The sequence below is a fragment of the Mesorhizobium sp. Root157 genome, from assembly GCF_001427385.1.
Taxonomy (GTDB): domain Bacteria; phylum Pseudomonadota; class Alphaproteobacteria; order Rhizobiales; family Rhizobiaceae; genus Mesorhizobium.
In genome coordinates, this window is record NZ_LMGJ01000001.1 from 347964 (window position 1) to 366332 (window position 18369).

Here is an 18369-nt window from a genome sequence, read left to right on the forward strand (position 1 = left end):
GTGAGGCAAGACCACCGGACGGGTGGCCGCAAGGTCGCATTACTTACTAAACGAGCGTCCGAACGGCCGCCCGTCTTCCCGACCTCTCAATCGAGGTCCGTTCTTTGACAATGGCCAGACGGCAAAGCCGGGCGTGGCGATGAATAAGTATGACCTTGGCCGGCCGTCTGGCCATCCGGGGTCCCCGCCAGCGACGAGCGCAGCGAGCGAGCTTAAAGGCGGGGCAGAAGATTCCCAGGGCCGAAAAGGCAGCGTGGCAATGAATAGATGCGCCATCACATCTTCGTCACCCTAGGGCGGAGCAGGCCGAAGGCCGTCGCGCAGACCCTGGGATCCATGCCGTGACGGAGCGGCAGCGCGGTACGGTGCAGAAAACACCCCTCGTTCTGTTCCGCCGTACAACTCCCAAGCGTTACGGCATGGATCCTCGGATCGCACCTTTCGCTGCGCTCAGGCTTGCCCGAGGATGACGAAGGGAAAAAGCTATGTGTCCTTATCACTCCCTAAGTGGCACGACGAAGCATCCCTCATCGGCGCTGTAGCATCGGCCTGCATCCAAACGTCCTTTGCACAGGAAAGGCAGCAACCGACCGAGCGCAGCCGCGTTCAGGACCAAAGCCAATGGAAAGGAAATGTCATGCTCAAGGACAAATCTTCATCCGCCATCGCCGCAGTCAGCGACATTGCCAGGGCACGGACCTTTTACTTCGACACGCTGGGCCTCGAACTGGAGGACGACAGCATGGGCGAAGTGCTGGTCCTGCGCACCGGAGCGACCTTCCTCATCGTCTATCGCTCCGAATTCGCCGGCACCAACCAGGCCAATGCGGTTGTCTGGGACGTCGGCAACGACATCGAAGCGATCACTGCGGCGCTCAAGGCCAAGGGCGTCGCCTTCGAGCATTATGACGGGATGGGCGACCTCAAGGGCGACATCCACGTCAGCGGCGACATGAAGATGGTGTGGTTCAAGGATCCGGACGGCAACATCCTTCACCTCAACAACATGTAGCCGCTTGCGTCGGCCTGTTGTAAAGGGTCAGGCGGTAACCGGCTGGCTCCAGCGCGCCGCGATCAGCCGGTAGGGGATGAGCGCGAACAAGGCAATGGCGAGCTTGACAGTCAGGTCGCCCAGCGCCCACGAGACCCAGCGCGCCGTTTCGGCCGTGAAGACGCCCATCAGCGGAGCGGCCTCAAGCGCAAAGCCGTCATCGGGTCCGACGAAGGCGAAGGCGGCGGCAAAGGCGATCGAGAAGAACATCGCCGTATCGACCACCGAGCCGGCCAGCGTGCCGAAGATCGGCGCCCGCCACCAGCTCTGCCGGCGCAGCCAGTTGAAGACCGTGACATCGAGCAGTTGTGCCGACAGGAACGCCGCACCGGAGGCGCAGGCGATGCGTGCCAGCCGCGCCGTCGCCGTGTCGAATTCGATCAGGCCGAGCTTGAACAGCAATGGCGGAATGACGATCGAGCAGACGACCGCCGTCATGAAGCCGACGAAGACGATGCGCCGCGCCACTGCCGGACCGTAGCGGCGGTTGGCAAGGTCGGTGACAAGGAAGGAGAACGGATAGGTGAAGGCGCCCCAGGTCAGCACGTCGCCCAGCGCCAGCCCGGCGATCTCGCCTTGCAGGGGGAATTGCACGAAGATGTTGGATGCCACCACGACAAGTGCCATGGCGGCCACGAAAGGCAGATAACGCATGAGGAAACTCATTTTTTTATCCTGGGTAATGGAACCAGTGGAACATCGGTCGACAAGAACGACGGTCCGTGGGAGGCGGTCGTCCCCCGCCTTGGAATTTGCTTAGGCTGCCGGCTGTTCAGCGGTCTTCTTGGCGATCTGCTTCTTCAGCAGGCGCGCACGCTGCGACAGTTCGTCGGTGTCGGCCTTGGCGAGGAAGGCGTCGAGACCACCGCGATGCTCGACCGTACGCAGGGCGGCGGCGGAGATGCGCAGGCGCACATTCTGGTTCAGCGCTTCCGAGATCAGCGTGACGTTGACCAGATTGGGCAGGAAGCGGCGACGGGACTTGTTGTTGGCGTGGCTGACGTTATTGCCAGTCAGGACGGCTTTGCCGGTAAGTTCGCAAGCGCGGGACATGATGCACCTTCAGGTTCTCGGTCTGGCCAAATCTCGCTGCCCGCGCATGGCACGCGGTTTCCAGCAAGCGGCCTGATGGAAAGTTGGCGTTCCTTAGTGTCATTTCGGCAAGGCGTCAAGCGCAAGCTTGCCTGGGCCTGGCGCGGCCGCTTCACACAAAGGCCGGAATCCAGCCTATATGCAAGAGCCAAGCGACATCGAATGCCGGAGCGATCCGCAAGATCAGTGCAGGATAGACCCACGCCATGCATCGCCCGCTAGCCCTTTGCCTCGCCGCGCTTGCCACAGCTTTGCCCGCCCCCGGCTCGGCCGCCGCCCAGCAATCGTTCCGGGGCGAATACACGGTGTCGTTCCTCGGCCTGCCCATCGCTCGGGCGGCCTTCCAAAGCCGCTATGATGGGGCGACCTATCGCATCGACGGTTCCGTCGCCAGCGCCGGGCTGGCGCAGATCTTCGACGATACACGCGGCACCATCGTCGCATCCGGACGGCTCGCCCGCAGCGGCCTTCAGCCGCGCACGTTCCGCGCCGACTACACATCCGGCAAGAAGGCATCGCTGGTCGATATCCGTTTCGCCTACGGCACCGTCGCCTCGACCAGGGTCGTGCCGCCGCCCAAGAAGCGCGGCAAGGATTGGGTCGCGCTCGATACCGGCGACCTGAAAAGCGCGCTTGACCCGATCGCCGCCACGGTCGTGAGGGCGCAAAGCCTCGACGAGGTCTGCGGCCGCACCGTCGCCATGTATGACGGCGAAATGCGCGCCGACCTGAAACTGATCTTCGTCAGGAAGGATAAGATTTCGGTCGAAGGCTACGAAGGTCCGACGGTCACCTGCCGCATGGGCTTCGAACCGGTGTCGGGCTACCGGCAAGGCAAGCGCGCGCTGGACTATCTGAAGAAGCGCAGCCGCATCATGGTGACGTTTGCCCCGCTTGGCCAAACCGGAGTATATGCGCCCATCCACGCGACCGTCGGAACGGAGATCGGCACCATCACCGTTCGCGCACGGCGCTTCGAAACAACCAACTAGGCGCGATGCGCCACCGGGACAGGGTCATGGCGCGCGCAACACTGATCGGATTTTCGGCGGTCGCCATGTGGGCGCTGCTGGCGCTTTTGACCGACGCTTCCGGTCAGGTGCCGCCGTTCTTGCTCTCGGCCATCACCTTCACCATCGGCACCTGCGTCGGCCTTGTGGCCCGTCTCGCCATGCAGAAGCCGGCCGTGACGGAAAAGATTCCGCCGCAGGTGTGGCTCATCGGCATCGCCGGCCTGTTCGGCTATCACTTTTTCTATTTCACCGCGCTGCGCAATGCCCCGGCGGTGGAAGCCAGCCTGATCGCCTATATGTGGCCGTTGCTGATCGTTCTGGGCTCCTCGCTGATGCCGGGCGAAAGGCTGGCATGGAACCATATCGTCGGTGCATCGCTCGGCCTTGCCGGCACCTTCCTGATCGTCACCAAGGGGGCAGGCCTCGCTTTCGACGCGCGCTATGCCTTCGGCTATGCCATGGCCGCCGTCTGCGCCGTAGTCTGGTCGGCCTATTCGCTGTTGTCGAGGCGCTTTGCCTCGATCCCCACCACTGTCGTCACCTGGTTCTGCGCGGCAACCGCAATCCTGTCGCTGGCCTGTCATTTCGCGCTGGAGGAAACCGTGCTGCCGACCAACACCAGTCAATGGATGGCGGTACTCGGTCTTGGCCTGATGCCGGTCGGGGCGGCCTTCTATGCCTGGGACATCGGCGTCAAGCGGGGCAACATCCAGGTGCTGGGCGCGGCGAGTTATGCCGCGCCGCTGTTGTCGACGCTGGTGCTGATCGCCGCCGGCTTCGCCGAGCCCAGCCTGCGCATCCTCGCCGCCTGCCTGCTCATAACCGGCGGCGCCGTACTGGCGGCAAAGTCGCTGCTGTTCGGCAAGCGTGCCGATGTCGCCAGTGGCGCTGAAGCATGATGCCATTTCCGGGAGGCATCGAAACGCTTGCCAATGCCACGCTGATCTTTTCGGTCGTGGCCGCGATCGGCTATGCGTTCAGCCTTTCCCTGCCGTCCTCGCTGCGACGCTCCGCCGTCAAGACGCTGGCCATCGGCTTGCTGGCCGTGCTTGCCTTCGAACAGGACGCGCCGCTGCTGCTGGCCGGCGCGCTGGGGCTGAGCGCCGCTTCCGATGCCTTGTCGTCGCAGCCCAACGCAAGGACTGACGTCGCAGGCTTCGTGGCGGGCATTGCCGCCTTTCTCGCTTTCGGCCTGCTCTTCGTCACCTACGGAACGGCAGGTCTCTTGTTTTCGGACCCTTGGCGGCTGGCGCTCGCTGCCGCGATGATCGCACTTGCCGCCGCAATCCTGGCGCGGTCGTGGGGACAACTTGGCCGCCGCCGGCGCTTGCCGGCCTTGGCCTACACACTGGCGTTGCTGCTGATGGCGCTTTCGGCCTTGATGACCACTCCAAAAATCGTTGCCGGCGTCTTGCTACTGACGGGGTCCGCCGCGGCGATTCTCGCGGCGAGGCTGCCCGCGTCGGAACCTTCATCGCAACGTGCATTGTGGCCTTTTGCAGCCTGGGTGCTCCGCTATACCGGCCACCTTGCCATCACCTTGGGCGCTCTTCTGGGTTAGCAGGGTTCCCGGCCCGGTTCAGCCATTTCGAACTGGGCAAAGTCGAAACCGGGCGCGACGGTGCAGCCAACCAGCGTCCAGTCGCCTGCACTTCGCGCCGTCTGCCACCAGCCGGCCGGCACCAGCAATTGCGGGCGCTCACCGGCAAGAATGTCTGGGCCAAGCCGATGCTCGCTCACCTTGCTCTCATCGGCGCACATCGACAGGATCAGCGACGCGCCGGCGTAGAAATGCCAGACCTCGGCGGCATCCTTGACCCGGTGCCAGGCCGAAACCTGACCGCGTTCAAGCAGGAAGTAGATCGCCGTCGAGCGGCCCCGCCCGCCATACGGGGCATCGCGAAACGTCTCGACATACCAGCCGCCCTCCGGGTGCGGCCGCATGCCGAGCGCTGCTATGATTTCGGCCGGAGTCATCGCCAAGCCGGCCTCCGGCTTAGAAATTGTCCTTGCGCTTGCGGATTTCGGCGAACACATCGACATCCGCTGCATTTTCCATGCCGAGATTCTTACGGATCGCCGGATCGGCCCAGCGCAGGAAGGGATTGGTGGCCAATTCCTCGCCAATCGTTGTCGGCAGCGTCGCCTTGCCTTCAGCCCGCAGCGCCTCGATCTTTTTCACCCGCACCTGCAACGCCTCATTGGTAGGATCGATGGTGAGCGCGAAGCGGGCATTGGAAAGCGTGTACTCATGCCCGCAATAGACGGCCGTATCGGCCGGCAGCACGGCCAGTTTCTTCAGCGATTCGAACATTATCGGCGGCGGGCATTCAAGCAGCCTGCCGCAGCCGAGTGCGAACAGCGTATCGGCAGCAAACGCGACCTTGGCCTTGGGTAGATGATAGGTGATGTGGCCTGCCGTATGACCCGGCGTAAAGATGACCTCGATCTTCTCCCCGCCGAACGGGATGACCGACCCGCCTTCGACGGTGTCGTCGATGCCGGGGATCTTCGCCTTCTCGGCCTCAGGGCCGACGATGCGCAGCTTGAAGCGCTCCTTCAAGGCAAGGTTGGCTTCGACGTGGTCGACGTGATGATGAGTGATGAAAAGGGTGGTCGGCTTCCATCCAGTGCGCTCGATGGCGGCAAGGATGGGCGCTTCTTCGGGTGCATCGATCAGAGCCGCCTCGCCGGTATCGCGGTCGCGCAGCAGAATACCGAAATTGTCCTCGCGGCACATGAACTGTTCGATCTCGATAGCCATATACAATACTCCTGTCCTTGACGCCGCAGACATAGGGTGCGCGTCCTTCCATGTCACCCCCTCGATCGGGTGGGCTTGGTTGAACTCGCAACGCATCATCGCTACCGTTCCACAACTTCGCCCGCGGCCACGCCAAGGTTTTCCATGCATTCCGACATTGTCGACCTGCGCTCTTTCTACGCTTCGCCTCTCGGGCGTCTTGCCGAGCGCTCGATAACGATGGCGCTGTCGTCGATCTGGGCAAAGATTCCAAACGAACGGCTGGTCGGCCTCGGCTACGCCTTGCCGTGGCTCGAGCGATTCGGAACCGACTCCGAGCGTGTTTTCGCCTTCATGCCCGCCACGCAAGGGGCGGTTGTGTGGCCTCAGAATGGGCCAACGGCAACGGCGCTGGTGTTCGATGAAGAACTGCCGCTGGTCGACGCGTCCATCGACCGCATGCTGCTGGTGCATTCGCTGGAACATGCGGAAAACCCCCGAGAGACGCTGAACGAGATCTGGCGCGTGCTTTCACCTGCGGGACGGGTCGTCATCGTCGTGCCCAACCGGCGCGGCGTATGGGCGCGCTTCGAGCACACGCCTTTCGGCACAGGCAGGCCGTATTCGCGCTCCCAGCTTGCCGAATTGCTCAGGGAAACGAACTTCACCCCGGCGGCATGGTCGGACGCGCTGCTCTTTCCGCCGTCGCGGCGGCGCTTCGCGATGCGCTTCCACAACATGATCGAAAGTGCGGGCCGCAAGCTGTGGCCGATCTTTTCAGGCGTCATCGTCGTGGAGGCGCAAAAGCGTCTCTATCAGGGCGTGCCGGCGGCCCAGCGCGCATCGCGCCGCGTGTTCGTGCCGGCCCTGTCACCACAGGGGGTGAGCGGCCTGGGGGCGACACGCAAAAGCATGGACAGGTAAGCCGGCGCGCCGATGGCGTGGAAGTAGCCTTCTCAGGATGAGGCGGTCGGAGGCGTTTTGCCCACGTCTTCGAGATCGTACGACGTCGTCTGATAGACCCGGTTTATCCAGTTGCCGAAAAGCAGGTGGGCATGCGACCGCCAGCGATTGAGTGGCGGGCGGGCCGGGTCGTCGTCGGGATAGTACCCATGCGGCACCTCTATCTCGACACCGCCAGCGATATCGCGGTCATACTCTTCCTTGAGCGACGTCGAGTCGTATTCGATGTGATTGAACATGTAGAGCCGGTTGCCGGGCGCCTCGGCGAGCAGGCATGGACCGGTCACTTCCGATTCCATCATCACGTCGAGGCCGGAGGCGGTCGGAATATCGGCCTTGCGTACCTCGGTCCAGCGCGAGACGGGAATGGCGAAATCGTCAGAGAAGCCCGCAAGATAAGGCGATGCAGGCGCGTTGTTGCGGTGGCGGAAAACCCCGAATGCCTTTTTTTCAAGCGTATTTTTCGGAATGCGATGAAAGTGCCACGCAGCAGCCATCGCCCCCCAACAGATAAAGAATGAGGAATGGACGTTCGTCGTGGTCCAGTCGAGGATGAGCGTCAGTTCCTTCCAGTACGTCACGTCCTCGAAGGGCAGCAGCTCGATTGGCGCGCCAGTGATGATGAAACCGTCGAACTTGCGATGTCGGACTTCCTCCCAGGTCTGGTAGAAGGAGATCAGATGCTCCTCGGACGTGTGCTTGGCCTTGTGATTGCCGATGCGCACCAGTGTCAGTTCCACCTGAAGCGGTGTGGCGCCCATCAGGCGCGCAAACTGCGTCTCGGTGCGGATCTTGTTCGGCATGAGATTGAGGAGCCCGATCTGCAGGGGGCGGATGTCCTGGCGCAGCGCCGTGCGCTCGTCCATCACGGAAACGCCTTCGCGATCGAGCACCTCGCGGGCGGGAAGCTGATCGGGAATCTTGATCGGCATGACACAAGCTCCAAACAAAAGACCGGCGGCGAAATCGCGGCCGGTCTGAACGAACTCGTCATCCTCGGCCATTTTTAGCGATTTCTTTAACGTGGCTGCAAGCCGACCGGCCAAATCACCACGGAACGGCTCCTATCTATGCCCGGCGATGCACCGCGTCAACGGTTCCTGATGGTGGCGCCGACGCTGGGCCAGCGCTTTGGCCTCGACATTGCCGGCCGCGGCTTGTATTTCCGCTTCATCTCCCAGAACATCTGGCTCTTATGGAATTGGCACGATGACAACGGCACAGGATCAAGCACGTCCACAACCCCGCAAGGGAATATTGGACATCGAAGCCTATGTGCCAGGCAAGAGCGCAGCACCCGCCGGCGTCAAACTGCACAAGCTGTCATCGAACGAGAACCCGCTTGGCCCCTCGCCCAAGGCGATCGAGGCAGTGCGCGAAGTCGCTGCCAGACTTGAGTTCTATCCCGACGGCTCATCCTTGCAACTGCGCGAGGCGATTGCCGAAGTGCATGGACTGAACGCCGCAAACATCGTCTGCTTCAACGGCTCGGACGAGGCGCTGGCGCTGTTGTCGCGAATCTATCTTCAGCCTGGTGACGAGGCGATCTATACCGAGCACGGCTTCCTTGCCTACAAGATCTGCATTCTGGCGACGGGCGCAACCCAGGTCGTTGCCAAGGAAAAAGGCGAACGCGTCGATGTCGACGCGATCCTTGCCGGCGTGACGCCGCGCACCAAAATGGTCTTCCTTGCCAATCCTAACAACCCGACCGGCACCTATGTGCCATTCGACGAAGTGCGCCGTCTGCAGGCGGCCCTACCGAGGAATGTGCTGTTGATCCTCGACGCTGCCTACGCCGAATTCGTGCGCCGCAACGACTATGAAGCCGGCGTCGAATTGGTTGCCGGGGCCGAGAACGTCGTCATGACCCGGACCTTCTCCAAGGTCTACGGCCTCGGCGGTGCGCGTATCGGATGGATGTATGCGCCCGCCCATATCGTCGATGCGATCGAGCGCGTGCGCGATCCTTTCAACGTCACCGCGACCGCGATCGCGGCCGGAACGGCGGCGGTGCGCGACCGCGCCCATGTCGAGCGCGCCATTGCTCACAACGAAACCTGGCTGGCCTGGCTCACTGAACAGTTCATCGAACTGGGATTGCGCGTCACGCCGAGCGTCGGCAATTTCGTCCTGATCCATTTTCCGAACGAGGCGGCCCATTCGGCGACCGAGGCCGACGCCTATCTGACGGCCCGCGGCTATATCCTGCGGCGCGTTGCCGGCTACGGTTTTCCCAACGCGCTGCGGATGACGGTCGGAACCGAAGAGGCCAATCGCGGCGTAGTCGCCGCACTCACCGAATTCCTGAAAAGCTAGAATTATGTCCGAACCCATATTTGAAAAAATCGCGCTGATCGGCATCGGCCTGATCGGCTCGTCGCTGGCGCGGGTGATCCGCCGCGAAAGACTTGCCGGCCATATCGCCATCACGACGCGTAGCGCCTTGACGTTGAAACGGGCCGAAACACTCGGCCTCGGCAACAGCTACACCACCGATGCCGGGCAAGCCGTCCACGACGCCGATCTGGTCATCGTCTCGGTGCCGGTCGGCGCCTCCGAAGATGTGGCCAAGGAGATTTCGTCGGCGCTGAAGAAGGGCGCCATCGTCACCGACGTCGGCTCGACCAAGGCCTCCGTCATCGCCCAGATGGAACCGTACATCCCTGAAGGCGTGCATTTCATTCCAGGTCATCCGCTGGCGGGTACGGAGAAATCCGGCCCTGATGCCGGCTTCGCCGACCTGTTCCAGAACCGCTGGTGCATCTTCACCCCACTTCCGGAAACCGATCCGGCGGCGCTGGAAAGACTGTCGGAATTCTGGCGGCGCTGCGGAGCAAATATCGACACGATGGACCCGAACCATCACGACATGACGCTGGCCATCGTCTCGCACCTGCCGCACATCATCGCCTACAACATCGTCGGCACAGCAGACGATCTGGAGGCAGTGACCAAATCGGAAGTCATAAAATATTCGGCTTCCGGTTTCCGCGACTTCACCCGTCTCGCCGCTTCCGATCCGACCATGTGGCGCGATGTGTGCCTGCACAACAAGGACGCCATCCTGGAAATGCTTGCGAGGTTCTCCGAGGACCTTGCCTCGCTGCAAAGGGCGATCCGCTGGGGCGATGGCGATAAATTGTTCGATCTGTTCACCCGCACCCGCGCCGTGCGCCGATCGATCATCGAGGCCGGCCAGGAAATCGACGCACCCGATTTCGGCCGTCAGGCTGTCGAGCACCCGGCGAAGGCCTGATTTTTCGGGTCAGTCGATCGGCTTGATGCTGCCAAGTGGAATAAAGCCCAGCACGGCTTTGCCCTCGACGATCTTCAGCGGCAGCGATGGTTCGCTGCCGAGCATGGAAAGGGCTGCAAAACCCTGGTTGATCTTGCTTGCCTGCTCGGGAATGGCCGTGGCCAGGATCGCGGCCACCACCTGCGGATTGCGCAGCTTGATGAGCAGATCGGCATCGATCAGGCCATCGACATCGACCGCTACCGGGCCGGAGACAGATACCTGCGCCTCACCGGATGAAAGTTCCAGATTGGCGATTTCGACGGCCTGGCCGCGCAGGCTTTGCGGGCGTGAACGAAGCAGGGCAACGCCGTTTTTCAGCGTTGCCGCGCCAGCCCCGTTGAGCGGCGGCACGGTGCGGCCATCCAGCGCCTCGGCGGCGATTTCCAGATCCTCGAACGTGCCGGCATAGACTAGGTCCCGACCGTCGGGCTGAAAATCCACCTGCGCCGTTGCCGCATTGAACAGTTGCACCGGATCGCTGTCGTCTGCCGGGTCCGTCTGGCCGGACAATCCATCTGCGGCCAGCGAAACCTTGCGCGGCAACGGCCAGAACAGCTTGGCGCTGACGTCGAGATTGTCCCAGTCCAGCCACAGCGGCGGCATGCCCGGAGCGATGGTCCGCAGCGGCCCGCGAAGCGTCGCTTCAGCCAACAGCGGCCGGACTAGGCTTGTCACAGCGGTCAGCGCTCCGGCCGAGACGGCGACATTGCCGGTATCGTCCTCATAGGCCATGCCGTCACAGTCGACCGCAAGCCGCAACGGATAGCCGCTGACGCGAAGATTGGCGCAGTCGGCCTGAATGCCCCTGGCGTTCAGCGCTGCGACGGCTTGGCTTGCCTCGCTGCTGATTTTGTCGGCCATGTAGAACCAGCCCGCACTGTAGAGGCCGAACAACAGAACGAGGAGAACGACGAGCCAAGGCAACAGGCCACGCCGCCGCTTTGATTTCACTTGCTCACTTGACGTCATGCTGCGGCTCTCGTTAACCCGTGGGATGCGTCGGATCTGTCCGGCGTTTTCTGACCGGCTTGCGGCCACCGCCGCGTGCCTTTCAATGTGGCTAGGCGATATGGGCGATTTTTGGGTTTTTGGCTACGGGTCGCTGATCTGGCGGCCCGGTTTCACGCATGTCGAGACACAGCGCGCCCGGCTGTTCGGCTACCGGCGGTCGCTTTGCGTCTATTCTTTCGTCCACCGCGGCACGCGGGAACGGCCAGGTCTGGTCCTGGGTCTAGACCGGGGAGGTTCCTGCGTCGGCCTGGCGTTTCGGGTCGATGGTTCGGCGCGTGACGAGGTGATCGGCTATCTGCGTGAACGTGAACAGGTGACCGGTGTCTATCTTGAACGATGTCTCACGGCACGCCTTGAAACGGGCGAGCCGATCGAAGTCGTGGCCTATGTCGCCGACCGCAGCCATGAGCAGTATGCCGGGGCGCTGAGCGAGACCGAAGCCGCTGACGTCGTACACGGCGCTGTCGGCCAATCCGGGCGCAACGAGGATTATCTCGAAAGCACGGTCGAACACCTGCACAGGCTGGGTATCCGCGACAATTGGCTGGAGGGCGTGGCGAAGCAGGTCGCGCATTTGTGAAGCCGCCTCATACCGATCCCCGGAACGGTGTTTGACCCGATCGATCCAATCCTTAGGCTGGGTACGCCACAAGCTGCTTCGCGCGGCCTTGATCATGGAGACTGACCTTGCAAAAGCGCCCACTCGGTCGCACCGACCTTGAAATCGCGCCGCTGGTATTCGGCGGCAACGTGTTCGGCTGGACCGCCGATGAAAAGACTTCCTTTGACTTACTCGACCGGTTCTTCGATGCCGGAATGAATGCCATCGACACGGCAGATTCCTACTCTCGCTGGGTGCCTGGCCACGACGGTGGTGAGTCGGAAACCATCATCGGCAGATGGATGAAGCAGCGTAGCAACCGCGACCGCATCGTGGTCATTACCAAGGTCGGCTCGGATATGGGGCAGGGCCGCATCGACCTGTCGCCGCTCTATATCGAGCGTGCGGTCGATGCCTCGCTGAAACGACTGCAGGTCGAGACAATCGATCTCTATCTGTCGCATTGGGCTGATCCCACCGTGCCCTATGCCGAAACCCTCGGCGCCTATCAACGGCTGGTTGAGAAAGGCAAGATCCGCTTCGCCGGCGCTTGCAACCTCGACGCGGGTCAGCTGAAAGCGGCGCTGGATGCGGCCAGCCACCACAAACTGCCGCGTTATGAAGTGCTGCAGCCGGCTTACAATCTCTATGATCGCGGCGATTTCGACGGGCCGCTCAGCGACCTGTGCATCGCGAACGAAATCGGCGTCATCAGCTATTACGGACTGGCGAAGGGCTTTCTGAGCGGCAAGTATCGCGCCGAGTCAGACCTTGGCAAAAGCACGCGCGGCGGCAGTATCCGGTCATATCTCAACAAGCGCGGCATGCGTGTCCTGGCTGCACTCGACGTCGTCGCGAGCCGCCATGCGGCCACGCCGGCCGAAGTCGCCCTTGCCTGGGTCATGGCCCGGCCCGGCGTCACCGCGCCGATTGCCAGCGCCACTTCGCTTGCCCAGGTCGACAGCCTGATCAAGGCCGCATCCCTGAAGCTGACTGTTGCCGACAAGGAACATCTCGAAACTGCAAGCGCGCCTTGAGCGCAGGCGCGGCTATCGAATTCCAAGTTCCCGCAGGCGGTTGGCGGCAGTTGGAGGCAGCGGCGGCGGGTTCGGAGCCTGCGCCGCCTCGACAAGGATCTGGTCGCAGGCCGCTTCCGTTTCCGAAATCAGCCGCTTCATGAACTCTTCCTTGGCAAGCCCGGCCGGTATCGGCTTGAGGAAACGCGCCTTGATGGTACCGGGAAACCGCAGGAATTTGCGGCGTGGCCAGTAAAGCCCGGCCATGTGGGCAACGGGAACCACCGGAACGCCCAAGTCGGAATAGAGCTCGACGATGCCCCATTTGTAGTTGGGCTCGTCGCCGGGTGCCCGGCGCGTGCCCTCGGGATAGATGATCAACTGACGCGGATTGCGTACCATTTCCGCCTTGGTGGCCGCCACGACGGCCTTCAGGGCCCTGGACCGGCTGCCACGGTGGACCGGGATCATCCGCATCTTCAGAACGTACCAGCCGAAAAAGGGAATCCACGTCAGTTCGCGCTTGAGGATGTAGAGCGGGTCCTTGAGGAAGGGGAAAAACGCAATCGCATCCCAGAACGACTGATGCTTCGGGGCAAGGATGAAGGAGCCTTCGGGCAGGTTTTCCTGTCCGCTGATGTCACTCTTCGTCAGCGCCATCTTCTCGTAGAGCCACAGGCTCGAGCGCGACCAGAATTTCGGCACGAACCAAGCCAGCCTGCGCGACGACAGAAAGTAGAACGGCGCCCAGAAGATCATCTGGGCGATCAGGCTGACATAGAAGACGAAGTTGAATGCCAGCGAACGGATATGGAGCATTTGCCAGGACAGCCCGAGGACGAAGGTCGCGCTTGGTTACACCATGCGTGGGAAAAATGGAAACGGCTACGGTGGCCGATCACCACACTTTGTCAGTTGCCGCTTACCGTTACTTCGGCCATCGACACGCTGCTGTCATGCGTGGGACGCATCGGCACCACCGCGCGCGCCAGTGCCAGCAGGTACTTGTTGTACTCGGTGAACAGCACGCGCAGGGCTTGCGGCTTGGTCAGCCAACTGCCGTCGTCGAGCCTGGAATTGACAACCGGGTAAGGCTCCAGCTTGGCGTCGTGCAACAGCCGGCCCATTTCCAGTAGACTGCGCGGCATGTGGTAGTTGTTTGTCACAAGGATCACACTTCCATAGGCGTGGCGCTCGACCCATTTGGCGCTTTCTTCCGCATTGCCGATCGTATCGAGGGCGGCGCGGTCGATATCGACACAGCAGGAAAAAAGCTGCTTGTCGCCGCCGGTGGCCAATTGCAGTTGCCGCCGGCTGGCAGCCGGATGCACGCCGCTGATCAGAAGCCGCGCGCCCTTGCCTGATTCGAGCAGGTCCATTGCCGCATCAAGGCGCGACTGACCGCCGGTAAGCACAATGATGGCATCCGCCTTTTGTGGGTCGGAAGGCGTGGAAAGACGGCTGACATGGCTGGAAAACCAACCGAAACCACCGAAAAATAGCGTGGCGGCGGCGATGACCAGGAAGGCTGAGATGCGCAGGACGGACCATATGCGCCGGGGCGCACGCATTGCCGCGCGCGGCGCTGTCACCATCTCGGCCGTTCCGTTCACTTCCTTCCCGTCCATCATGTCATGGTAAACCGTGATTTACATAGTTGGGTGAGTAGGCCGAGCACATTGTATTACACATCGTCTTTGTCCGTGAACCATCACGCGATATCCGTCTGGCGGTCATCGATCTCGTTCAGATAGGCGATCACCGTCGCATGCGAGGTCGCCGCCGTCAGCGCACCGATGACAATGACCATCAGGATCACCCCGAGATATCCGGCCGAACCTATGGCGAAATTGCCGAACAGCGCAGCAGCCTGGTCGCCTTGCGGGGTCGCCACATTGCGTGACGACCACCATGAAAAGACGATGAACACGACGACCGCGCCAACCCCTCCGATTGCAGCTCCCTTCATGCCGGTCAGAAGAAACTGCTTGTGGAACTGCCGTGCGATGAAACGCGCCTCCGCACCGACGAAATGCAGCACTTCGATGATGTGGCCGTTGCCGGCCATGGCGCCACGGGTAGCGAACACCACGGTCATGACGGTGGCCGAAAGCATCAGCGCCAGCACGGCGATGCCGATGGTCACGGTCGTGCGCGCCATCGCCACCAGCCGGTCGACCCAGGTGCGGTGATCATCGAGCGAGGCAGTTGGCAATTTCGGCGAGAATGCTGCGCGGATAGCGTCGAAATCCGGCGGATTAGCCTGGTCTATGGTAACGACGATCAGGCGCGGGACCGGCAACTGGTCGATGTCGAGAGCGGAGCCAAGCCACGGTTCGAGCAGGCGCGCGGTCGCGGTGCGGTCGATGATCCTGGTCGCCTTCACGCCGGGAAACTCTCCGGCAATGCCGGCAGCCGTGGCCAAAGCCGCTTCCATATCCAGCCCGTCGGCCGGCTTGATCTGGATGGTCGCTTCCGTCGAAATCTGGTTTTCCCAGACCGATGCCGTGTCGCGCACGAGGGTCACGGCCCCAAAGGTGACACAGGACAGAAACGTCATGATGGCGATGACGACGACCAGCGCCCTGCCGACGACGTTTTGTGCCGGCACGATCGGGGCGGTCCTGCGCGGCGCGCGTTGACGCGGCTCGGCTTGTTGCAGGCCGTCCGCTCCATCGTCGTGCCGATCGTCGAATTGATCAGTCATAGACGTCCAGCCTTCCATTGGTCAAAATGAGCCGGCGGGCATCGACCTGCTCCATCAGGGCAAGGTCGTGCGTGGCGATGACGACTGCAGTTCCGAGCCGATTCAGTTCGATGAACAATCTGAGAAGGCGCCGGGCGAGTTGCGGATCGACATTGCCGGTCGGCTCGTCCGCCAAAAGGATTTCAGGCTGTTCGATCAGGGCGCGGGCGATGGCCGTGCGCTGCTTTTCGCCGCCCGACAGCACTGGCGGCAGCACATGCATGCGTTCGCCAAGCCCGACCCATTTCAACAGTTCCATCACATCGGTGCGGTAGCTCGATTCCTCGCGGCCGCGCACGCGCAGCGGCAGCGCCACGTTCTCATATGTGGTCATGTGGTCGAGCAGGCGGAAATCCTGGAATACCACGCCGATGCGGCGGCGCAGAAGCGGCAGTTCCGTGCGTGAGATGCGGGTGCGGTCCTTGCCGAACATGGTGATGAGGCCGCGGGTCGGCTTGAGCGACATGAACAGAAGCCGCAGGAGCGTCGTCTTGCCAGCCCCGGAGGGACCGCTCAGGAACTGGAAGGAGCGCGGCGGAATGTGCAGGGAAATGTCGCGGAGAATCTCCGGACCCATGCCATAGCGCAGACCGACATTTTCGAAACGGATCACGTTGAACGACCTGAAAGTTGAAACGGCGGACAAGCGCCTTTTTCCTTGAAGGGACCATCAGCCGGCATGGTTAACCACTGGTTAAATTCTGGCACTTCAAGGTCTTCAAAACGGCTCCAGTCGTGAAGCGTTAACCAATTTTGCTTACCAAAGAGAAACAGAAGGCGAACAGGGGCCAGCATGGCTGACCAGCTAAAGGCACGACCGGTTTCCGGCGAAATCATGACCGACCCGAAGGCTCGCCCTGACGCAGGCGCCGCGGCACGGCTGGAAGCGATGGTGTCGGACGACATTGTCGATGCCGAGTTTGTGACACTGCCGCGCTTTCCATCGGGAGACGACCGGGGATCAGCGCAGCCTGGCGCTGCACCTGACGGGCCACCTTTGCCCGATGGCATGGGTATGCTGCGCAAGGCAGAGGCCAAGCCGGCCCGACCGTTCACCGAACGAGGCGGCCCGGCCTTCTGGGCTGCCGGCATCGGCCTTGCCTCGGCCGCCTTCTGGATCGCCGGTGGACATGCGCTGGTAAGCCACATGGCCCTGGCGGCGGAAGGCGGTTCGCGCTCCATGCTCAGCATTTCCGCCGTGACCTCGCATGTCGATGAATCGGGCGAGCACCCGGTGCTGTTCGTCGACGGCGAAGCCGGCAACGACGGGACCTCTGCCGCGCCGCTACCCCCTCTGGAGATCAGTGTGACGGGCAATGACGGCAGCATTACGCGCTACAGGTTGGGGACATCGGACCGCGCCCTGGCTCCGGGTGAAAGATTCGCCTTTTCCAGCCGCGTCGAGGTGCCTAGAAACGGCGTGAAGACCGTGTCGGTCGCCTTCGCCGGATAGCGAAGTCATTTCCGGGAGTATCGCAAAAATGCCAGTCGTGCGCGGCAAGGAGATCGAGGTCCTGTTTTCGGCGTCAGCAATTGCGCGCCGCAATCTGGAACTCGCCAAGGAAATCGCCGGCAGGGAATACAACGACCTTCTGGTTATTTCGGTGCTGAAGGGCTCGTTCATCTTCGCCGCCGACCTGATCCGGGCCATGCACGACGCCGGCCTGTCGCCGGAAGTCGAGTTCATCTTCATTTCGAGCTACGGCGCCGGCACGACGAGCGGCGAGGTCCGGGTTCTGCGCGACATCGACAACGAGGTCGCCGGGCGCGACGTGCTGTTGATCGACGACATTCTGGAATCGGGCAAGACGCTGAAGTTCACGCGCGAACTGATGCTGTCGCGCGGAGCGAAAAGCTGCTCCATCGCCGTCCTGCTCGACAAGCGCATGCGCCGCCAGACGACGCTGAACGCCGACTATGTCGGATTCGATTGCCCGGACTATTTCGTCGTCGGCTACGGCATGGATGTCGCGCACGCTTTCCGCGAACTGCCATTTGTCGGCATCGTGCGGGGCGACGCCTGAACTTTTGGCAAATTCAGGAAACGTCAACTTTTGGTCGCCAAATATCGGCGCATGGCCAAGCTTCTGATTGTCGAGGACGATGAGTCCGTCCGCATGTTCGTGGGTCGCACGCTGGAGCGCGCCGGCCACCAGATCGATGTTGCCGCCGACGGCGCGCAGGGTCTGGATCTGATTGACGCCGCAAGCGGTCGCTACGACCTTGTCGTCTCCGATATCCGCATGCCGGAAATGGACGGCATCGATATGGCCAAGGCCGCGGCGCGCCTCTTCCCCGCGATGCGGATCATGCTGATGACCGGCTATGCCGAGCAGCGCGAACGGGCGGAGGAACTGGACGGCATCATCCTCGACGTCGTCCAGAAGCCCTTTACCCTGGCGGAAATCCGCAGCCGGGTCGAAGCGGCGCTTTCCTGCCCGATCAGCAACGCCGCCTGACCGCATCACCTGTTGCCACGCCCGGCTTTTGCCGTCTGGGTGTTTTTGCCTCGCTTTTTTCCTTTCGTCATCCTCGGGCAAGCACGAGCGGAGCGAAAGGCGCGACCCGAGGATCCATGCCGTAACGCTTGGGAGTTGGACGGCGGAACAGTACGAGGGATGTTCTGCACCGTACCGCGCTGCCGGCCCGTCACGGCATGGATCCCAGGGTCTGCGCGACGGCCTTCGGCCTGCTCCGCCCTAGGATGACGAAGAGATGGTTGCACTTCTTCATTGCCACGCCCAGCTTCGCCGTCTGGCCATTGTCAAAGAACTGACCTCGATGAGAGGTCGGGAAGACGGGCGGCCGTTCGGACGCTCGTTTAGTAATTTA

At 62.2% G+C, this 18369-nt stretch carries 23 protein-coding genes and 1 riboswitch; of the genes, 12 read left to right on the forward strand and 11 right to left on the reverse strand.

The genetic code is table 11. The features are described from left to right. Positions 1-637: 637 nt before the first annotated feature. A complete protein-coding gene (locus ASD64_RS01745) occupies positions 638-1012 on the forward strand; it encodes a VOC family protein (RefSeq protein ID WP_056099714.1) in 375 nt (124 codons plus the stop codon). A 27-nt stretch (positions 1013-1039) separates the two neighbouring features. On the opposite strand, the gene ASD64_RS01750 is transcribed toward ASD64_RS01745, so the two are convergent. Then, entirely contained in the window at positions 1040-1717 is a 678-nt protein-coding gene (locus ASD64_RS01750; RefSeq protein ID WP_056099717.1) for a queuosine precursor transporter, read from the reverse strand. 90 nt (positions 1718-1807) lie between these two features. Further along, a complete protein-coding gene (gene rpmB / locus ASD64_RS01755) occupies positions 1808-2104 on the reverse strand; it encodes a 50S ribosomal protein L28 (protein WP_056099720.1) in 297 nt (98 codons plus the stop codon). Positions 2105-2349: 245 nt separating this feature from the next. On the opposite strand from rpmB, the gene ASD64_RS01760 reads away from it, so the two are divergent. The 3 genes from ASD64_RS01760 to ASD64_RS01770 are packed head-to-tail and all read left to right on the forward strand — an operon-like array spanning position 2350 to position 4717. Next, positions 2350-3135 (forward strand): DUF3108 domain-containing protein, encoded by a 786-nt coding sequence (locus ASD64_RS01760; protein WP_056099722.1) that lies wholly within the window; start codon positions 2350-2352, stop codon positions 3133-3135. A 26-nt stretch (positions 3136-3161) separates the two neighbouring features. Beyond that, a complete protein-coding gene (locus ASD64_RS01765) occupies positions 3162-4055 on the forward strand; it encodes a DMT family transporter (RefSeq protein WP_056099724.1) in 894 nt (297 codons plus the stop codon). After that, positions 4052-4717: a lysoplasmalogenase family protein gene (locus tag ASD64_RS01770; protein WP_056099726.1), complete on the forward strand. Its 666-nt coding sequence runs from the start codon at positions 4052-4054 to the stop codon at positions 4715-4717. The genes ASD64_RS01765 and ASD64_RS01770 overlap by 4 nt, the downstream gene beginning before the upstream one ends. Here ASD64_RS01770 and ASD64_RS01775 read toward each other — a convergent pair. Then, positions 4714-5133: a cupin domain-containing protein gene (locus ASD64_RS01775; RefSeq protein WP_056099729.1), complete on the reverse strand. Its 420-nt coding sequence runs from the start codon at positions 5131-5133 to the stop codon at positions 4714-4716. The two genes, ASD64_RS01770 and ASD64_RS01775, sit on opposite strands and share 4 nt — an antisense overlap. A 19-nt stretch (positions 5134-5152) precedes the next feature. Then, a complete protein-coding gene (gene gloB / locus ASD64_RS01780) occupies positions 5153-5920 on the reverse strand; it encodes a hydroxyacylglutathione hydrolase (RefSeq protein WP_056099732.1) in 768 nt (255 codons plus the stop codon). A 144-nt stretch (positions 5921-6064) separates the two neighbouring features. Between gloB and ASD64_RS01785 the strand changes: the two genes are divergently transcribed. Beyond that, positions 6065-6823, forward strand: coding sequence for a class I SAM-dependent methyltransferase (locus tag ASD64_RS01785; RefSeq protein WP_056099734.1), 759 nt, complete (start codon positions 6065-6067; stop codon positions 6821-6823). 32 nt (positions 6824-6855) lie between these two features. Here ASD64_RS01785 and metA read toward each other — a convergent pair whose 3' ends face one another. Then, positions 6856-7794, reverse strand: a complete 939-nt coding sequence (gene metA, locus ASD64_RS01790; protein WP_056100194.1) for a homoserine O-acetyltransferase MetA — start codon at positions 7792-7794, stop codon at positions 6856-6858. Positions 7795-7846: 52 nt separating this feature from the next. Then, positions 7847-7926: riboswitch (SAM riboswitch) on the reverse strand. Between the two features lie 145 nt (positions 7927-8071). Here metA and hisC point away from each other — a divergent pair. Beyond that, the gene (gene hisC / locus ASD64_RS01795; RefSeq protein ID WP_056099736.1) at positions 8072-9181 is read left to right on the forward strand and encodes a histidinol-phosphate transaminase; all 1110 of its coding nucleotides are present in this window, start codon (positions 8072-8074) and stop codon (positions 9179-9181) included. Between the two features lie 4 nt (positions 9182-9185). Beyond that, on the forward strand, positions 9186-10121 hold the full coding sequence (locus tag ASD64_RS01800) for a prephenate/arogenate dehydrogenase family protein (RefSeq protein WP_200957775.1): 936 nt from the start codon (positions 9186-9188) through the stop codon (positions 10119-10121). A 9-nt stretch (positions 10122-10130) separates the two neighbouring features. Here the strand turns inward: ASD64_RS01800 and ASD64_RS01805 are convergent, their stop codons facing one another. Next, positions 10131-11132, reverse strand: coding sequence for a DUF2125 domain-containing protein (locus tag ASD64_RS01805; RefSeq protein ID WP_056099739.1), 1002 nt, complete (start codon positions 11130-11132; stop codon positions 10131-10133). A gap of 100 nt (positions 11133-11232) precedes the next feature. On the opposite strand from ASD64_RS01805, the gene ASD64_RS01810 reads away from it, so the two are divergent. Further along, positions 11233-11754 (forward strand): gamma-glutamylcyclotransferase, encoded by a 522-nt coding sequence (locus tag ASD64_RS01810; protein ID WP_056099743.1) that lies wholly within the window; start codon positions 11233-11235, stop codon positions 11752-11754. A gap of 107 nt (positions 11755-11861) precedes the next feature. Then, positions 11862-12812, forward strand: coding sequence for an aldo/keto reductase (locus ASD64_RS01815; protein WP_056099747.1), 951 nt, complete (start codon positions 11862-11864; stop codon positions 12810-12812). 12 nt (positions 12813-12824) lie between these two features. Here the strand turns inward: ASD64_RS01815 and ASD64_RS01820 are convergent, their stop codons facing one another. The 5 genes from ASD64_RS01820 to ASD64_RS21205 all read right to left on the reverse strand — a co-directional run bounded on the left by ASD64_RS01820 (position 12825) and on the right by ASD64_RS21205 (position 16374). Continuing rightward, on the reverse strand, positions 12825-13610 hold the full coding sequence (locus ASD64_RS01820; RefSeq protein WP_056099750.1) for a lysophospholipid acyltransferase family protein: 786 nt from the start codon (positions 13608-13610) through the stop codon (positions 12825-12827). A 92-nt stretch (positions 13611-13702) separates the two neighbouring features. Next, positions 13703-14362, reverse strand: a complete 660-nt coding sequence (locus tag ASD64_RS01825; RefSeq protein ID WP_244480691.1) for a YdcF family protein — start codon at positions 14360-14362, stop codon at positions 13703-13705. 140 nt (positions 14363-14502) lie between these two features. Next, a complete protein-coding gene (locus tag ASD64_RS01830) occupies positions 14503-15498 on the reverse strand; it encodes a cell division protein FtsX (RefSeq protein WP_056099753.1) in 996 nt (331 codons plus the stop codon). Beyond that, entirely contained in the window at positions 15491-16150 is a 660-nt protein-coding gene (gene ftsE / locus ASD64_RS01835) for a cell division ATP-binding protein FtsE (RefSeq protein WP_056100202.1), read from the reverse strand. Before ftsE ends, ASD64_RS01830 begins: the two co-directional genes overlap by 8 nt. Then, on the reverse strand, positions 16147-16374 hold the full coding sequence (locus ASD64_RS21205) for a hypothetical protein (RefSeq protein ID WP_162249043.1): 228 nt from the start codon (positions 16372-16374) through the stop codon (positions 16147-16149). Before ASD64_RS21205 ends, ftsE begins: the two co-directional genes overlap by 4 nt. On the opposite strand from ASD64_RS21205, the gene ASD64_RS01840 reads away from it, so the two are divergent. From ASD64_RS01840 to ASD64_RS01850, 3 genes are read left to right on the forward strand one after another with little or no spacing between them, the layout of a single operon-like run. Then, a complete protein-coding gene (locus ASD64_RS01840) occupies positions 16373-16990 on the forward strand; it encodes a hypothetical protein (RefSeq protein WP_244480679.1) in 618 nt (205 codons plus the stop codon). The two genes, ASD64_RS21205 and ASD64_RS01840, sit on opposite strands and share 2 nt — an antisense overlap. A gap of 28 nt (positions 16991-17018) precedes the next feature. Beyond that, positions 17019-17561 (forward strand): hypoxanthine phosphoribosyltransferase, encoded by a 543-nt coding sequence (gene hpt / locus ASD64_RS01845; protein WP_056099759.1) that lies wholly within the window; start codon positions 17019-17021, stop codon positions 17559-17561. Positions 17562-17612: 51 nt separating this feature from the next. Next, complete coding sequence (locus ASD64_RS01850) at positions 17613-17996, forward strand: response regulator (RefSeq protein ID WP_056100204.1); 384 nt, start codon at positions 17613-17615, stop codon at positions 17994-17996. Positions 17997-18369: the final 373 nt, after the last annotated feature.

What these genes read in the sequence shown, in the direction of transcription:
- ASD64_RS01785 (WP_056099734.1), top strand. Translation starts at nt 6,065, where the DNA reads ATGCATTCCGACATTGTCGACCTGCGCTCTTTCTACGCTTCGCCTCTC.
- metA (WP_056100194.1), bottom strand. Translation starts at nt 7,794, where the DNA reads ATGCCGATCAAGATTCCCGATCAGCTTCCCGCCCGCGAGGTGCTCGAT.
- hpt (WP_056099759.1), top strand. Translation starts at nt 17,019, where the DNA reads ATGCCAGTCGTGCGCGGCAAGGAGATCGAGGTCCTGTTTTCGGCGTCA.
- ASD64_RS21205 (WP_162249043.1), bottom strand. Translation starts at nt 16,374, where the DNA reads ATGATTTCGCCGGAAACCGGTCGTGCCTTTAGCTGGTCAGCCATGCTG.
- ASD64_RS01770 (WP_056099726.1), top strand. Translation starts at nt 4,052, where the DNA reads ATGATGCCATTTCCGGGAGGCATCGAAACGCTTGCCAATGCCACGCTG.
- ASD64_RS01825 (WP_244480691.1), bottom strand. Translation starts at nt 14,362, where the DNA reads ATGCGTGCGCCCCGGCGCATATGGTCCGTCCTGCGCATCTCAGCCTTC.
- ASD64_RS01810 (WP_056099743.1), top strand. Translation starts at nt 11,233, where the DNA reads ATGGGCGATTTTTGGGTTTTTGGCTACGGGTCGCTGATCTGGCGGCCC.
- ASD64_RS01840 (WP_244480679.1), top strand. Translation starts at nt 16,373, where the DNA reads ATGACCGACCCGAAGGCTCGCCCTGACGCAGGCGCCGCGGCACGGCTG.
- ASD64_RS01850 (WP_056100204.1), top strand. Translation starts at nt 17,613, where the DNA reads ATGGCCAAGCTTCTGATTGTCGAGGACGATGAGTCCGTCCGCATGTTC.
- hisC (WP_056099736.1), top strand. Translation starts at nt 8,072, where the DNA reads ATGACAACGGCACAGGATCAAGCACGTCCACAACCCCGCAAGGGAATA.
- gloB (WP_056099732.1), bottom strand. Translation starts at nt 5,920, where the DNA reads ATGGCTATCGAGATCGAACAGTTCATGTGCCGCGAGGACAATTTCGGT.
- ASD64_RS01750 (WP_056099717.1), bottom strand. Translation starts at nt 1,717, where the DNA reads ATGAGTTTCCTCATGCGTTATCTGCCTTTCGTGGCCGCCATGGCACTT.
- ASD64_RS01765 (WP_056099724.1), top strand. Translation starts at nt 3,162, where the DNA reads ATGGCGCGCGCAACACTGATCGGATTTTCGGCGGTCGCCATGTGGGCG.
- rpmB (WP_056099720.1), bottom strand. Translation starts at nt 2,104, where the DNA reads ATGTCCCGCGCTTGCGAACTTACCGGCAAAGCCGTCCTGACTGGCAAT.
- ASD64_RS01760 (WP_056099722.1), top strand. Translation starts at nt 2,350, where the DNA reads ATGCATCGCCCGCTAGCCCTTTGCCTCGCCGCGCTTGCCACAGCTTTG.
- ASD64_RS01775 (WP_056099729.1), bottom strand. Translation starts at nt 5,133, where the DNA reads ATGACTCCGGCCGAAATCATAGCAGCGCTCGGCATGCGGCCGCACCCG.
- ASD64_RS01745 (WP_056099714.1), top strand. Translation starts at nt 638, where the DNA reads ATGCTCAAGGACAAATCTTCATCCGCCATCGCCGCAGTCAGCGACATT.
- ASD64_RS01830 (WP_056099753.1), bottom strand. Translation starts at nt 15,498, where the DNA reads ATGACTGATCAATTCGACGATCGGCACGACGATGGAGCGGACGGCCTG.
- ASD64_RS01800 (WP_200957775.1), top strand. Translation starts at nt 9,186, where the DNA reads ATGTCCGAACCCATATTTGAAAAAATCGCGCTGATCGGCATCGGCCTG.
- ASD64_RS01805 (WP_056099739.1), bottom strand. Translation starts at nt 11,132, where the DNA reads ATGACGTCAAGTGAGCAAGTGAAATCAAAGCGGCGGCGTGGCCTGTTG.
- ASD64_RS01820 (WP_056099750.1), bottom strand. Translation starts at nt 13,610, where the DNA reads ATGCTCCATATCCGTTCGCTGGCATTCAACTTCGTCTTCTATGTCAGC.